Origin of the sequence: Ottowia sp., from assembly GCF_047601385.1 — a bacterium.
Taxonomy (GTDB): domain Bacteria; phylum Pseudomonadota; class Gammaproteobacteria; order Burkholderiales; family Burkholderiaceae_C; genus Ottowia.
The window spans coordinates 3,652,798-3,666,960 of record NZ_JASGJP010000001.1 but is presented as its reverse complement, the minus strand read 5'-3'; the positions used below and the strand labels follow the sequence as shown (position 1 = coordinate 3,666,960).

General features: G+C 70.1%; 14 protein-coding genes and 1 riboswitch. Of the genes, 5 read left to right on the top strand and 9 right to left on the bottom strand.

Annotated features, from left to right (window positions below):
• Positions 1–34: 34 nt before the first annotated feature.
• The 6 genes from QM772_RS17815 to QM772_RS17790 all read right to left on the bottom strand — a co-directional run bounded on the left by QM772_RS17815 (position 35) and on the right by QM772_RS17790 (position 8,440).
• Positions 35–3,001, bottom strand: coding sequence for a LysM peptidoglycan-binding domain-containing protein (locus QM772_RS17815; protein WP_415138855.1), 2,967 nt, complete (start codon positions 2,999–3,001; stop codon positions 35–37).
• A gap of 209 nt (positions 3,002–3,210) precedes the next feature.
• A complete protein-coding gene (locus tag QM772_RS17810) occupies positions 3,211–3,990 on the bottom strand; it encodes an ABC transporter ATP-binding protein (protein WP_415138854.1) in 780 nt (259 codons plus the stop codon).
• Positions 3,991–4,066: 76 nt separating this feature from the next.
• Complete coding sequence (locus QM772_RS17805) at positions 4,067–5,101, bottom strand: FecCD family ABC transporter permease (protein WP_415138852.1); 1,035 nt, start codon at positions 5,099–5,101, stop codon at positions 4,067–4,069.
• Positions 5,098–5,967, bottom strand: coding sequence for an ABC transporter substrate-binding protein (locus QM772_RS17800; RefSeq protein ID WP_415138850.1), 870 nt, complete (start codon positions 5,965–5,967; stop codon positions 5,098–5,100). Before QM772_RS17800 ends, QM772_RS17805 begins: the two co-directional genes overlap by 4 nt.
• Positions 5,964–6,563 (bottom strand): bifunctional adenosylcobinamide kinase/adenosylcobinamide-phosphate guanylyltransferase, encoded by a 600-nt coding sequence (locus tag QM772_RS17795; RefSeq protein WP_415138848.1) that lies wholly within the window; start codon positions 6,561–6,563, stop codon positions 5,964–5,966. Before QM772_RS17795 ends, QM772_RS17800 begins: the two co-directional genes overlap by 4 nt.
• Positions 6,564–6,619: 56 nt before the next feature.
• The gene (locus QM772_RS17790; protein WP_415138846.1) at positions 6,620–8,440 is read right to left on the bottom strand and encodes a TonB-dependent receptor domain-containing protein; all 1,821 of its coding nucleotides are present in this window, start codon (positions 8,438–8,440) and stop codon (positions 6,620–6,622) included.
• 83 nt (positions 8,441–8,523) lie between these two features.
• Positions 8,524–8,793, bottom strand: a riboswitch (cobalamin riboswitch).
• Between the two features lie 408 nt (positions 8,794–9,201).
• Between QM772_RS17790 and QM772_RS17785 the strand changes: the two genes are divergently transcribed.
• The 3 genes from QM772_RS17785 to QM772_RS17775 all read left to right on the top strand — a co-directional run bounded on the left by QM772_RS17785 (position 9,202) and on the right by QM772_RS17775 (position 10,831).
• Positions 9,202–9,447 (top strand): DUF904 domain-containing protein, encoded by a 246-nt coding sequence (locus tag QM772_RS17785; RefSeq protein ID WP_415138844.1) that lies wholly within the window; start codon positions 9,202–9,204, stop codon positions 9,445–9,447.
• Positions 9,444–9,773 carry a cell division protein ZapA gene (locus QM772_RS17780; RefSeq protein ID WP_415138842.1) on the top strand — a complete coding sequence of 110 codons (330 nt, stop codon included), beginning with the start codon at positions 9,444–9,446 and terminating at the stop codon, positions 9,771–9,773. The genes QM772_RS17785 and QM772_RS17780 overlap by 4 nt, the downstream gene beginning before the upstream one ends.
• Before the next feature lie 236 nt (positions 9,774–10,009).
• The gene (locus tag QM772_RS17775) at positions 10,010–10,831 is read left to right on the top strand and encodes a sulfite exporter TauE/SafE family protein (protein ID WP_415138840.1); all 822 of its coding nucleotides are present in this window, start codon (positions 10,010–10,012) and stop codon (positions 10,829–10,831) included.
• Between the two features lie 73 nt (positions 10,832–10,904).
• Here QM772_RS17775 and QM772_RS17770 read toward each other — a convergent pair whose 3' ends face one another.
• The 3 genes from QM772_RS17770 to QM772_RS17760 form a co-directional block, all read right to left on the bottom strand.
• Positions 10,905–11,414 carry a DUF3368 domain-containing protein gene (locus QM772_RS17770; protein ID WP_415138838.1) on the bottom strand — a complete coding sequence of 170 codons (510 nt, stop codon included), beginning with the start codon at positions 11,412–11,414 and terminating at the stop codon, positions 10,905–10,907.
• Positions 11,411–11,776 (bottom strand): UPF0175 family protein, encoded by a 366-nt coding sequence (locus tag QM772_RS17765; protein ID WP_415138836.1) that lies wholly within the window; start codon positions 11,774–11,776, stop codon positions 11,411–11,413. Before QM772_RS17765 ends, QM772_RS17770 begins: the two co-directional genes overlap by 4 nt.
• A 218-nt stretch (positions 11,777–11,994) precedes the next feature.
• Positions 11,995–12,330, bottom strand: coding sequence for a helix-turn-helix domain-containing protein (locus QM772_RS17760; protein ID WP_415138834.1), 336 nt, complete (start codon positions 12,328–12,330; stop codon positions 11,995–11,997).
• Between the two features lie 157 nt (positions 12,331–12,487).
• Here QM772_RS17760 and QM772_RS17755 point away from each other — a divergent pair, with 157 nt between their 5' ends.
• Both QM772_RS17755 and QM772_RS17750 read left to right on the top strand, forming a co-directional pair.
• Positions 12,488–13,282 (top strand): carboxypeptidase-like regulatory domain-containing protein, encoded by a 795-nt coding sequence (locus QM772_RS17755; RefSeq protein ID WP_415138832.1) that lies wholly within the window; start codon positions 12,488–12,490, stop codon positions 13,280–13,282.
• 17 nt (positions 13,283–13,299) lie between these two features.
• A complete protein-coding gene (locus QM772_RS17750) occupies positions 13,300–14,049 on the top strand; it encodes a hypothetical protein (RefSeq protein WP_415138830.1) in 750 nt (249 codons plus the stop codon).
• The last annotated feature ends 114 nt before the right edge of the window (positions 14,050–14,163 follow it).

The following is a 14,163-nucleotide window of genomic DNA, read 5'->3' as shown; positions in this document are numbered from 1 at the left end:
TGTCAGTCGCCCGCGGAAGCCTCCCCAAGCTGCCTCAGCGCGCTGGCAGGCCGGTCAGCTTGAGGTACGACAGCAGATTGTCCATTTGCTCCATGGAACGCGGCCGGCGCGACCACGGATTCATCATCTCCCCACGGGGGTTGGCGGGCCTGTGGGGCTGCGTGGACTCGCCGAACTTGCTCATGTCGCCGTCCAGGGAATCCAGTTCGCGGTGCATGCGGTCTCGCAGCCTGCCCAGCTCGTCCTGCGGCATGCCGTTGAGCCAGTCGACGAAGACCTTCTGGTCGTCCGCGTTCTGCAGGTCGTAGCCCTTCAATTGGGCATAGCGCGCGAACATCGGCAAGGTGCTGAAGCCCTCGCCGCTCTGGTCGGTCAGCGCGCGGGCGGTGGCCTCGTTCAGGCCGGCATGCTGCAGGAAGCGCATGGAGGTGCCGCCGTCGGAGTCGGGCTCGTGTTTGTTGGCCTCCTTGACGTTGTTCCAGGCCCACAGACCAGCGGCGGAGACGCCCATGATGATCAGTCCAGCCCAACCCACCGGGCCGGTAAAGAGCGACGCCATGAGCGTGCCGGCGGCGCCGGCACCATAAAGCCCCGCGCTGGCGTAGTCGCCTTTCTGAAAGGCCTCGACGCCGGACCAGATGTCGAACACGCTCGACGCCGCGCCCAGCAAGCGCCCGGCCAGGAACGAGCCGGCCTTGGTGCCCGCCTTGGCTGCCAGCGAAGTGCCCTGATCCCACTTGAAGACGCCAACCCCAAGCTCCAGCCCCCGTTGCGTGAGGCCAGCCGCGTCGGAGGCCACTTTCATCCAGGTCTTCAGCGACGGATCATCGATCGCGGTCTTGGTGGAGGCCAGCAGCCCCACGCCGCCCAGCATCACGCCCACCCCACGCAGCAGTTGGCCGGCCACCGTGGCACGGCTGAAAGCCACCTGGCCTTCGTTGGCGGTGGACGGGTCGAAGCCGTAGCGCCCCTTGATGGCTTGGCCGATGGTGCCCAGCTCGTCGTCGAGCTTCGCCAGCTTGGCGGTGATCTGCTCGGTCGTGTCGCTGGCGCCGGGCATCGCCTTCTTCATGGCCTCGATGGCCTTGTCCATCTCGCCGGTGGACACACCCAGCACCTTGACCAGTTGACCATTGCGCAGGCTGTCCAGCGCCTTATGGGCGGCCTGCACGCTGGCCGGATCGCTGGGGTCGAACTGCGCCAGCGCGGCACCGGTGTTGCTCTTCATCCAGGCCATGGCCATGCCGCTGGTGAAGCGGCGGCCGATGTCGGTCAGGCGCGCCGAGCCCTTGACCGTGGGATCGGCCAGGAAGGCCAGCATGCCGTCGCCCTTGGCCCCCTGGAGCAGCGCGGGATTCTTCTCCCACGCGGTATTCAGCGCCAGGCCGACCACCGGGTCGTTCAGCGCGTCGGCGATGGCCTTGTCGCGGCCATAGGTGTCGGCGGGCAGCTTGCCCAGCTCGGTCAGTTGGGCCTGCAACTCGGCGCCTTGGGCAGCCAACTTGTCCTGCAGTTCCTTGCCCTTCTGCTCCCACTCGGGGCCCTTCTCCTTGGTGTAGTCCTCGATCGCCTTCTGCAACTGCTCGGGCGTCATCGAGCCGCCGTGCTTGCTGACCAGCCAGCCGAGTTCCTCGTAATGCTCGCTGTAGGCTTGGGCCGTCTCGGCGATCCTCTCCCGCTGGGCCTCCACGCCGGCATACACGTTCGCCAGCAGCATGTCCTGGTTGACTTTGCCGCTCTGGGCCAGCGCCACCCCGTAGGCTGGATTGCCGCCCTGGCTGATGTGCTCGTAGATACCGCGGAAGTCACCGACCCCCAGCGACGCCAGGCGCTGCAGGTTGCCGCGGCCCGCGGGTGTATCCAGGCTGCGGTCCAGCACCTTCAGCATCGACTCGGTGCCAGGGCCGAGCAAAGGGTCGCCGCCGAACTTCTCGCGGTAGCTGCCGGCATAGCGCTCCACCGTCGGGATGGCCGCCGAGGTCACCTGCGCGGCCAGTTCGGGGTCGAGGTTCTGGGTGACCTGGTCCAGCCGGTCCATCGCCTGCGCGCCGGACCAGTGGGGCATGTAGCCCCCTTCCTTCTGCGCGCGGTCCCACGCCTTCTCGGCATCGCCGCCCTCCAGCGGCTCCATCGCCCAGTCGGCCGCGTTCTGGATGATGGCCTTGCCCTCGGCGCTTTGCAGCACGGCCTGGCGCACTTCAGGCGACGCATCTTTCAGGCTGGCGTTGAGCGATTCGACCTGCTTGCCCGGCGTGTCGCCCAGCTTGGCGGCCTGCACGATGGCATCGGCGTCGCGCGTGACCTTGAGCGACTTCAGCGCCTCGTCCAGCCTGGCCGTCTCCCCGGGGTTGGCGGCGTAGCGCGCCTTGATGGCGTCGCCGGCGGTGGCGTAGGCCGCCTCGTCAGAGCTGCGGCCGGGCGGGGTGGACAGGCGCGCGCGCTCGCCCAGCTCGGCCTGGGTGGCGGTCTGGAGCGTTTCCTTGGCGTCGGCCACGCGCTGGTCGAGCCGGTCCACCTGGCTGCTGGTGCTGGGCGAGGCGTCGGCGCGCTCCTGCTCGGCGCGCTGGAGGTCGGCCATGGCCTGGTCGGTGGCCCGCACGCGGTCTTCCAGCGCGGTGTTGGGCTTGTCCAGCGGCATCTGCACCACCTGGCCCGGGTGGATGAGGTTGGGATTGGGCAGGCTGTGCCGGTTGGCGGCGACGACCACGTTCAGCGGCAGCTGGTAGCTCTTGGCCATCTCGGTCAGCGTCTGGCCTTTTTCGACCACGGCCTGCGTGGGCTCCTCGCCGTAGCCCTGGCCGATGGGCACGTTGAGCTTCTGGCCGATATCGATCTGATCGAGGTCGCCTACCTGCGGGTTGGCGGCGGCGATCATCGGCACCGTGGTCTGGTAGCGCTTGGCGACCTCGGTCACGGTCTCCCCGCGCTCGACCTCGTGCTGCGCGTAGCGCTCGGGCGGCGGCGCGTCGGTCTTGCCCGCGTGCAGCGCTGGCTGGCGCACCGCCGGATCCACCTCCTCGCGCGGCGGGGGCGCAGGAGGCGGCGGCGGGGGGGCGGCGCGGCGGGAACGCGGGAGGCGGAAGCGTCGGGAAGACCCATGGCGATCTCTGAAAGTCTCGGTTGGCATCCGCGGGTGCGGATACACCGACTTTAGGAACTACCCGGCCGCCTGGGTAGCTGGTATCGATCCCATTGGGAACGCTACCTATCTCAACCGATCCGGGGCAGCGCCACCCACTGCCCCGCCACCGGATGCACGCGCACGCGGTCGTCGAAGGCGGCTTGCAGCGCGCGGTGCGTGTCGGCATGGCCGGTGGCGCCGTGGTGAACGACGCGGCCGGCGCGCACGACGACCAGTTCGTCCGCCTGCAAGGCCACGCCGAGCTCGTGCAGCACGCTCACCACCAGCGCGCCGCCGGCGGCCTGCGCGCGCGCCAGCGCGATCCAGTCGGCCTGGTGCGGCGGGTCGAGGTGGGCCAGGGGCTCGTCCATCAGCAGCACGGGGGCCCGCACGGCCAGGGCACGGGCCAGCAGCACGCGCTGGCGCTCGCCGCCCGAGAGCTCGCCAAGGCGCCGCTCGCGCAGCGCCCAGGCCTGCGTGGCGCGCAGGGCCTGTTCCACGGCGGCGTGGTCGGCCTCGCCCGGCGGCGCCAGCCAGGGACGGTGCGGCAGGCGGCCGAGCAGGACCACGTCGCAGGCCGTCAGGTCGTCGCTGCCCGACTCGGCCTGGCCCAGCCAGGCCAGTTGCGCGGCGCGGGCGCGCGTGGGCCAATCGGCCAGCGGGCGGCCTTGCAGCATGACCTGCCCGTCGCACGGCAGCAGCCCGGCCAGCACGCGCAGCAGGGTGGACTTGCCGGCGCCGTTGGGGCCGACGACGGCGACCCAGCGGCCGGCGTGCAGATGCAGGTCGATGGCATGCAGTATCTGGTGTTTTCCGATGCTGGCGCCCGCCAGCCGTGCGCTGACAGCTATTTTTTCAGTAGCAATCATTGAGCCGCCCTCCGTCCTGCGGACCGCGGGTGCGAGCCCTGAGCCGGGCGCCGCCCTCGGAGCGGCCAGGCGGCGCTCACGGCGCCCTCCCCTCGCGCGAGCGCCGGTGCATCAGCCACAGCAGGTACACGCCGCCCAGCACCGCCGTCAGCACGCCCACGGGCAGCTCCTGCGGCGAGATCAGCACGCGCGCGGCGATGTCGGCCGCCATCAGCAGCGCGCCGCCGGCCAGCGCCGAGAGCAGCACCAGCGGCCCGTGCGTGCTGCGCGCCAGCCCGCGCACCAGGTGCGGCGCCACCAGGCCGACGAAGCCGATCAGCCCGGTCTGCGCCACGGCGGCGCCGGTGGCCAGCGCCAGTACGCCGACCAGCAGCGCGCGCAGGGGCGCCAGCGGCAGGCCCAGGCTCTGGGCGGTGTCCTCGCCCAGCGTCAGCGCGTCGAGCACGCGCGCCAGCGCCCAGGCGGCGGCCAGCAGCGGCGCCAGCAGCGCCGCCATCACGCCGCAGGCCGCCCAGCCGACGAAGCCGGTGATGCCCAGCGTGAAGCCCTGCATGGCCACCAGCACGTCGGGGTCGGCCAGCTGCACCAGGTCGCGCACCGCGCCCAGCACGTAGCCCACCACCACGCCGGCCAGCAGCAGGCGCAGCGTCTGCTGCACGCCCTGCGCCAGCAGCAGGGTCAGCAGCACGCCGGCCAGCGCGCCGGCGAAGGCCGCGCCCGTCAGCCCCAGCCGCGCCAGCCAGGGCGAGGCGGCCTGCGCCAGCGCGGCGCCGCTGCTGCTGCCCGACACCAGCCCGGCCGCGCCCACGCCGGCGAAGGCCAGCGCCATCGCCAGCGCGGCGCCGGAGCCGCTGCCCAGCAGGTACGGGTCGGCCAGCGGGTTGCGGAACAGGCCCTGCGCCACCGCGCCGGCCAGCCCCAGCAGCGCGCCGGCCAGCCACGCGCCCAGCGTGCGCGGCAGGCGGATGTCCCACACGATCTGCCAGGCCACGGGGTCGTGGCGGGCGGCGAAGACACTGTCGAGCCCGGTGCTGCCGACGCTGGCGCCGAGCAGCGTGCCGAGCGCGGCCAGCACGACGAGGCCGATGCCGAGCGCGGCGGCACGACTCACTGCTTGCCCATCCGCTCGGTCACGCAGCGCGCCACCAGCCGCGCCGCCTCGGGCATGCGCGGGCCGGGGCGCACGAGGATGTCGCGCTCGGCGCCGTCGAAGGCGCAGGTGCGCCCTTCGCGCAGCGCCTTCAGCGCCGGCCAGCCGGGGCGGCGCGCCATGTCCTGGAGGCTGGCGCGGCTGGCCATGATGAGGTCGGGCGCGGCGCGCACCACCAGCTCGGGGCTGATGTGCGGGAACGGCCCCAGCTCGGGCCCGACGATGTTGACCAGGCCCAGCGCGTCCATCAGCTCGCCGATGAAGCTGCCGCGCCCGGCGGCGTGCGGCGTGGGCGTGACCTCGAAGTACACGCGCGTGCCGCGCAGCGGCGCCGGCAGCGCGGCGGCGGCGGCCTGCACGCCCTCGTCGATATTGCGCAGCAGCGCGTCGGCGCCACCCACTTGCAGCGCGCGCCCCAGGCTGGCGACGACGCGGCGCATGTCGGCGCCGGTGCGCGGCTCCAGCTGCACCACCTTCAGGCCCAGCGCGCGCAGGCGCACGGCAGCGCGCGAGGAGGTGGCCATCAGCACCAGGTCGGGCTTGAGGGCGACGATGGCCTCGACCTGCGGGTCCAGCCCGCCGCCGACCTGGGGCAGTTTGGCGACCTCCGGCGGCCAGTTGGAATAGCGGTCCACCGCCACCAGGCGCGCGCAGGCGCGCAGCGCGCAGGCGGTCTCGGTCAGCGAGGGCAGCAGGCTGACGATGCGCGCGGGCGGCGCGTCGAAGCGGGTGGAGACGCCGGCGTCGTCCTTCACCTCGTAGGCGACGGCTGGCAGCGGAGCCAGCGCGAGCAGCGTCAGCGCGGCGGCGAGCCGGCGGCGGATCACGCGGCGCTCTCCTTCAGCACCAGCGGCAGTCCGGCGACCATCAGCGTCACGCGCTGGCAACGCGCCGCCACCGCCTGGTTGAGCCCGCCCAATGCATCGACGAAGGCGCGCACCTCGCGCCCGAGCGGAATCACGCCCAGGCCGATCTCGTTGCCGACCAGCACGATGGGGCCGGGGCAAGACCCGATTGCTTCCAAAAGCGTAGCTGCCAGCGCTTGGCTGGCGGGCGCTGGAGGCCGATTTGCCTTTGAACCTTCATCCAGGGGCATCAGTTGCTGCGTGAGCCACAGCGTCAGGCAGTCGACCACGCGCAGCGTCTCGGCGCCGCCAGCTTCGGTGATGGCGGCGGGCAGGTCATGCGGCGCCTCGCGCGTGGCCAGGCCCGGCACGCGCGCGGCGCGCTCCCGCTGGTGGCGGGCGATGCGCGCGCGCATCTCGTCGTCGTGCGGCGCGGCGGTGGCGATCAGCACCGCGCGGTGCGCGGGCGCGGCGGCCAGCCAGGCGGCGGCCAGGCTCTCGGCGCGGCGCGACTTGCCGCTCTTCTGGCCGCCCAGGATCAGCTCGCTGCGCGCCGGTGCCGGCAGGACAGGTTCCATGCTTTCATTTTAGTAGCTGCCAGCGCTTGCCTGGCGGGCGCTGGAGCCACTTTTTCTTAAAACTTCGGCGTCCAGCGCAGGCCCAGGTAGAAGGTGCGGCCGGGCGTGTTGTAGCCGCTCGCCACCTGGTAGTTCTTGTCGCCGAGGTTGTCGATGCGCGCCAGCAGCGTCCATTCGCGCGCGAGGGTGGTGCTGGCGTACAGGTTGACCAGGCCGTAGCCGCCCAGCACGGTGGTGTTGGCGGCGTTGTCGTAGCGCCTGCTCGACGCCTGCACTTCGGCGCCCAGCGTCCAGTCGGCCACGCGCGTATCGGCGCCCAGCTTGAGGATGCGCTTGGCGCGGCGCGCCAGCAGATTGCCGGTGGCGGCGTCGCGCGGATCCTGCAGGTCGAGCGAGCCGCGCAGGTTCACGCCGCCCAGCTTGTGCGCGCCCGAGAGCGTGACGCCGCGCAGGATGGCGCGGCCGGTGTTCTCGTAGCAGCCGTACACGGAACCGCACGGGCCGGCGGCGCCGAAGGTGATGAGGTTGGTGACGCGGTTGCGGTAGGCCGTGACGCCGAAGCGGCTGGCGCCCTGCGCCCAGTGCACACCCAGCTCGACGTTGCGGCTTTTCTCCGGCACCAGGTCGGGGTTGCCGTAGTCCGAGAAGCGCTGGTAGAGCGTGGGCACGCGGAAGGCCGTGCCCACCGCGCCGGTCACGCGCCAGCCGGGCGCGAAGCCGTAGCCGTAGGCCACGCCGCCGGTGGTCTGGCCGCCGAACTCGCTGTCGCGGTCGTGGCGCAGGTTCACCTGCACGGTGTGCGGGCCGCTGCCGTAGCCGTAGCCCAGGGCGATGGCGTTCTGGTGGCGGCCCTGGCCGATGGGGTCGTTCAGCAGCTTGTCCTCGCGCCGCTCCAGCGCGGCGGTGACCCGGTGGCCGCCCTGGCGCCATTCGTTCTGCAGCAGGACGTTGCGCAGCGTGGTCTTGCTGAGATAGGACGAGGGCGAGGTCTCGTAGCGGTGCTGCGATTCGCTGACCGACAGGCGGGTGCTGTAGTTGGCCGTCCACTGCGCGCTCCAGGTCGCGCCCAGGGTGGCCAGGCGGTTGTCGGACAGGTCGTTCAGGCCAGCCGTGAAGCCGTCGTACTGGGACTTCATGTCCGTGTGCGTGCCGGTCAGATCCAGCCGGTGGGCTTTGTTGATCTGCCAGCCGAGGCGGCCGCTCAGCGCCGTCTGGCGGTAGCCGTCGTCGTCGGGGTTGCTGTTCTGCCGGCTGTTGAAGCCGCGGCTGGTGTCGCGCTCCAGGCCGAGCGAATAGTCCACGGCGCCATTGCTGCCCGAAAAACCCGCCTCCAGCTTGCCGGTGCGGTGGCTGCCCACCCCCACGCCCACGTAGGGCATGAACGGGCCTTCGCCCTTGCGCGTGAAGATCTGCACCACGCCGGCGATGGCGTCGGAGCCGTAGACGGCGGCAGCCGGGCCGCGCACGATCTCGACGCGCTCCACCTGCCCCAGCGCGATGGCCTCCCACGGCGCGCCGCCGGTGGCCTGGGTGTCCACGCGAATGCCGTCGATGTAGACGGCGGTGAAGCGGTTCTCCGCCCCGCGCATGAACAGGCTGGTGGTGGTGCCCGGCCCGCCGTTGCGCGACAGCTCCAGCCCCGCCTGGCGTTGCAGCAGGTCGGCGATGTTGACGGCGCCGCTCACCTCGATCTGCGCGCGGTCGATCAGGGTGACGTCCGCCAGCACGTCGGCCAGCGGCTGCGCGCTGCGCGTGGCGGTCACGACGGTGTCGGGCAGGTCGGCGGCGGCGGTCGTCTGGGCGAACACAGGCGCGAACGCGCAGGACAGGGTCAGCGGCAGCGCGGCGCGCCGGAGAGGATGCGGGAGTTTTTTCATGACGAGAAGCACGGGTGGGCAACCCCTGCCGGCTTCCCCGCCGGCGCATGGGGTGAACATGGCCGCGCCCACGCGGCTGGCGTGGGCGCGGCCTCCTCGTTGGCCGGTATCCGGGCTGGCGGAGGTCGCATCCTTGAGTGCCTCGCCTTCCCAGCGGCGCCTGGTGACCAGCGCCGCCAGTGGCGGTGTGAGGCAGGAGCCGGCGCCGCGACCGAGATCGAGGCGCCATCCGCTTACCGTTGCGGGGGCAGCGCAGGTTAGGCCGGCTCCGGGTCGGGCCGGCCCCCCTGCTTCCCGTTGAACTGCGGCCGTGCGAACCACGGCGCGCGAGCACCAACGCGGCGGATTGTATGCCCCCACGCTCCCCCGCTTCGCGTGGTCCGCTGCCCCCCCGAGGGGGCGCTCGCCGCCTTCGGGCGGCCGGGCGGCGGCTCGAATCGTATGCCCCCACGCTCCCCCGCTTCGCGTGGTCCGCTGCCCCCCCGAGGGGGCGCTCGCCGCCTTCGGGCGGCCGGGCGGCGGCTCGAATCGTATGCCCCCCACGCTCCCCCGCTTCGCGTGGTCCGCTGCCCCCCGAGGGGGCGCTCGCCGCCTTCGGGCGGCCGGGCGGCGGCTCGAATCGTATGCCCCCCACGCTCCCCCGCTTCGCGTGGTCCGCTGCCCCCCGAGGGGGCGCTCGCCGCCTTCGGGCGGCCGGGCGGCGGCTCGTGTTGTAAGCGGCGGCCACCGCCTACAATCGGCCAGCCCAACGAATCGCCGCCATGACGACCCCGCCTCTCATCGAACAGATCGCCGAGCGCGTCGAGCGGCTGCTCGTGCGCCACGAGGAACTGCGCCGCACCAACGAACTGCTGGCGCAGCAGGTGCAGGCGCTGACGCATGAACGCGACAACCTGAAGTCGCGCCTGATGGCGGCGCGCGCCCGCGTCGATTCGCTGATCGACCGCCTGCCCGCCGCCGCTGGCGTGCTGCCCGCCGACGACGGCAAGGAGCGGCCCCGGCCATGAAGCAGCTCGAAGTCAAGATCATGGGCCAGGGCTACCTGCTGGGCTGCCCCGAGGGCGGCGAGGAGCGCCTGCGCGAGGCGGTGCACCGCGTGGACGCGGCGATGAGCCGCATCCGCGACGCCGGCAAGATCAAGGCGCGCGACCGCATCGCCGTGCTGGCGGCGCTGAACCTGGCCTTCGAGCTGGCCGACCAGCCGACGTCCGCCACCGCCGCGCCGGTGCAGGGCGGCGAGGAGCCGCACCTGAGCGTGGCCGAGCAGGCCACGCTGGGCGCCCTGCTCACGCGGCTGGACCAGGCGCTGGGCGAAGACGGCCGGCTGCTGTGAACGCGCCCGCCCCGGCGTAAAATCCGCCCTGTCTGCGGTGCGCGCCGGGCTTATATTTCCTTGAACCAATGCTCGTACGAGCCCGGGCTTGGAACATCGGCTGGTCAGCGTGAACGTCTCGCGTCAGATGATCCCAAGGCCAGTCTGACCTCGCCCACCTGAACCCCTGCGTTCAGGATGACGGCCCGGCGGCATTCGCAGACACCTTATCCTCCCCTCGCCCCCTCCCCCGCGCCTTGCCCCTCGAACCCCTGCTGATCGTCGAACTCGCCCTGCTCGGGCTCGCCACGGGCTTCCTGGCCGGGCTGCTGGGCATCGGCGGCGGCATGATCATGGTGCCCTTCATCTCGGCCATGCTGGGCGCGCGCGGCGTGGCGCCGGGGCTGGCGGTGAAGATGGCCATCGCCACCTCGATGGCGACCATCATCTTCACCTCCATCAGCAGCGTGCGCGCGCACCACAAGAAAGGCGCGGTGCGCTGGGACATCGCCTGGCGCCTGGCGCCCGGCATCGTGCTGGGGGCGATGGTGGCCAGCCTGGGCGTGTTCGCGCTGCTCAAGGGCGCGGCGCTGTACTTCGTGTTCGGCGGCTTCGTCACCTTCTCGGCGGTGCAGATGTACCTGGACCGCAAGCCGGCGCCCACGCGCCAGCTGCCGGGCACCGCCGGCATGCTGGGCGCGGGCGGCGTGATCGGCTTTCTCTCCGGCCTGGTGGGCGCGGGCGGCGGCTTCGTCAGCGTGCCCTTCATGACCTGGTGCAACGTGGCCATCCACAACGCGGTGGCGACCAGCGCGGCACTGGGCTTCCCGATCGCGCTGGCCAACGTGGCGGGCTACGTCATCGCCGGCCAGGGGCTGACCGGGCTGCCGCCCCACTCGTTCGGCTACCTGTGGCTGCCGGCGCTGGTGGTCATCGCCTCGTGCAGCGTGCTGATGGCGCCGGTGGGCGCCAGGGCCGCGCACGCGCTGCCGGTGAAGAAGCTCAAGCGCGCGTTCGCGGTGGTGCTGGTGGTGCTGGCGGCCTACATGCTCTACAAGGGCATGGCGGCGCTGGGCTGAAGGGTTCGGAGACTTTTAGGCCGGTAGCCCGCGCCAGCCAAGCGCAGGCAGCTATTATTTTTGACAGGCACCGTCACTCGCCGGCGTCCGCCAGCACCGCGTCGATCACCGCCTGCCCCAGGTAGTAGCCCGAGCGCGCCAGCCGCTCCAGCAAGGGGCGCGCCGCCACGATCAGCCCCTCGGTCCGGGCCAACCCGATCACCGCCGCCGTGCCGATCAGCGCGATGCCGTGGGCCTTGGCCTCCAGCCGCCCGGTGCGGTCGTCCATCACCAGCAGCACGGCGTCACCCGCGTCGCGCCAGACGCAGGCGGCATGAATGGCGCTGGCCTCGCCCGGATCGACGCCGGGGTTCAGCGGCTTCCAGTTGCCCGGCGGCTCGTCCACCACCTCGATCCAGCCCTCTTGCAGGGTGCGCGCCAGCAGGCCGGTATCGGGAAACGAGGCGGCGGTGGGCAGGATCTCATCGCGCACGGCGACGGTAATGCATACGCGGCCGAACAGCCCGCGCAACAAGTCCAGCGCATCGATGCGCGCCAGCGCGATCAGCGGCCCGGCATCAGCGATGACAACACGGCGGCTCACCCCCCACGCCCGCCAGCCAGCCAGTCGCGCCCGCGGCGCAGGTCGGCGTGGGCCTCATCGGCGGCGGCCCGGCCCTCGCCCGTGAGCGCCAGCCCCTGGCTGGCCAGCAGCGCCAGCATCTCCGCCAGCGGCTTGCCCGCCACCCGCGCGGCGAAGCCCGCCGACACCGCGCCGCCCCGGAACAGCGCCAGCGCCAGCGCCACCCGCACGGCGGGCAGATCGGGCACGCCCAACTGCTCCAGATCGACCAGCAGCGCCTGCGGATGGTCGCGGTTCATCACCACCACCATGTCATCGGCCCTCGCGGCGGCCAGCGCCGTGCTGGGGTTGGTCTTGAGTTGACGGATGTTGACGGTCTGCATGATGTTCCCTCTAAAGAGCTACATGACGTAGGAACATTGGCAGTCTAGCGCTTTTCCAGGGGCGCGTCTGGCTCTGTCCACGCCAGAGGCGTAGCGGCGCCGGGCTGAATGGCTCGTAGCCTTCTTAGCCTCCAGCGCCCATCCAGCATGTGCTGGCAGCTATCAAACCTGTAGTTTTCGGTGCACGGCGGGCACCACCCACCAGAGCAACCGCAATTTCAGGCGGACTGCGGCGCCCGATGGCGGAGCAAGGCCAAGACGGCCTCCATCTCCGTCTTCGACAGGTAGCGCGTCAGATTGACCAGCCTCTCGCGCGGGCCATCGTCCGGGAACGTCAGCAGATCAAGCGGCAGCACCCCCAGCCCTTCCGCCAGGGTGTTCAGCGTGGATGCCGTCGGCACCGCCAGCCCGCGCTCGATGGTTGAAAGCTGGCCCTTGGAGAAATCGCACGAATAGGCCAGTTGCTCCAGCGTGAGGCCCGTGGCTTCGCGAAGCGCCCGGATACGCGCGCCAACCTTCTCGGCGAGTGGATCGGGTTCGCTGCGGCGTGCCATCGGCCCGCAACGTAAGGGAACGAGCGCTTGACACGTTTGGAATTCCAAACCATCATTGGTTACGTCTTCACACAACTTGAGTGGCAAGCGTGAGCAGCGAATCAGTGCGGCCGCCCAAAGGGAGGAAGGCGTGTTTTCAACACTATTGGAGTCAAGAATGAAATTTTCAGTTTTGGTGCCGACATGCCTCGCCACCGCGCTGGCTTTGCTGACCGCCTGCGGCGGCGGCGACGAGATCGACGGCGCTCAATGGGTCAGCAAGGGCACCATCGTCGATGAATCGGGTGCGGGCATCGGCGGCGTCACCGTCGCCGTGACGCTGGACAGAACCTACTCGACCACCACGGACGCCAGCGGCAACTACACGCTCGACCTGCCCAAGAGCTACAACTTCCCGACCTACTTCTCGGGCATCGCCACCAAGCAAGGCATCCTGCCGAAGCCGGTTCTATTCACCTACAAGAACGAGCGCTTGTCTTTCACCAACCGCGTGACCAGCCGGGCCTTGCTGGATTCGGACGTGCTGTTCCCGGCCAGCCTGAATGTCGTGCACCTGGGGGATTCCAACTACGCGGGCACCAGCAATTCCCAGTTCCAGTTTCCGAGCGCATCAGGCACCGTCTGGCTGGACAAGGCTACTCTGGATGCGGAACAGAAATCCAAATACTCCCAACTCTGCATTCATTTCTACGCCAAGGGCATCGAACGCGGCGAGGGCGATAGTGGGCAATCGCTGATTTCTCTTTCCAAAAACGGGCAACCGGGCACCTACATCGTCGAGGGACTGCCGGTCACCAGCAGCGACGGCTCCTATTCCCAGATCAGCCGGTGCTTTTCCCTGTCTTCTTTCCAGGCTGCCGACATCGTGCAGGTGCAGATCAACTCCCAGGCGAATTCCGGCGGGGACTATGACGACTTCGAACTCATCGCCGTCACCGGGTTGTTGAAGTAGGGATCGGGAGCAAGGATATGAAGAAATATTTTTCGGTCTTGGCTGCTGTCACCCTATCCCTGATGGGCTGCACGACGATGAAGGCCATCGAGGAAACGGGAGATCAACTCTCGCAAGGGAACATCCTGACCGGCCTTTGGACGGGCACGATGGGTGTTGCGATAGGGGCCATCGTGGACGTGTTCACCTTGGGCGGAAGCATGGACGCAGAACAAAGCACGCAGATGTGGAGCGGGGCGGCCCATCAATACGCGGCGGCCAAGCAGCCAGCGACCAATGCATACACGCCACCCCCGCCCGCCGTCGTTCCCGCAGTGGGGTCCATCACTTATCCGAGTGCCGCCAATACCTACCCTTCTCCATCGAGTGGCACGCCATCGCACATCGGCCAGAACGCCTCTCCCTCATCGTCCTCGCCATCGGTCAGCCATGACGCACCGTCAGGCAGGGAGGCTGTGCGCCAATGCGCCGCTGTCGAACTCTACAAAGGGGTGTGGAAGGTGATGAATCGGTGTCAAGAGCGTGTTTTTGTGGCTTTCTGCTACGTCAATCCTGATCCTGACTCCTGGGCCAGATCACTCCGCTGCGATCAAGAGCAATATGGGCTGGCAGGCCCCATCGACCCTGGCCACAATGAAACCATCAGTTCGCCCGGAAGCCGGGCCAATGTGGACTATCGCTCCCGTGCTTTCACATGCGCCACCGTGCGAGGAAAGATGTTCACGGCGAAACTGAGCAACCAAGGGATGTCCGGGCAATGCCGGTGATGGCTTCAGAGTCATTTAGGGGCAATACGAATACCTGCATCCAAGCCAGGTCAACCACGAGGCTTTCAGGTTTTCTTAGGCCCCCAGCGCCCACCAATCAAGCGCTAGAAGCTA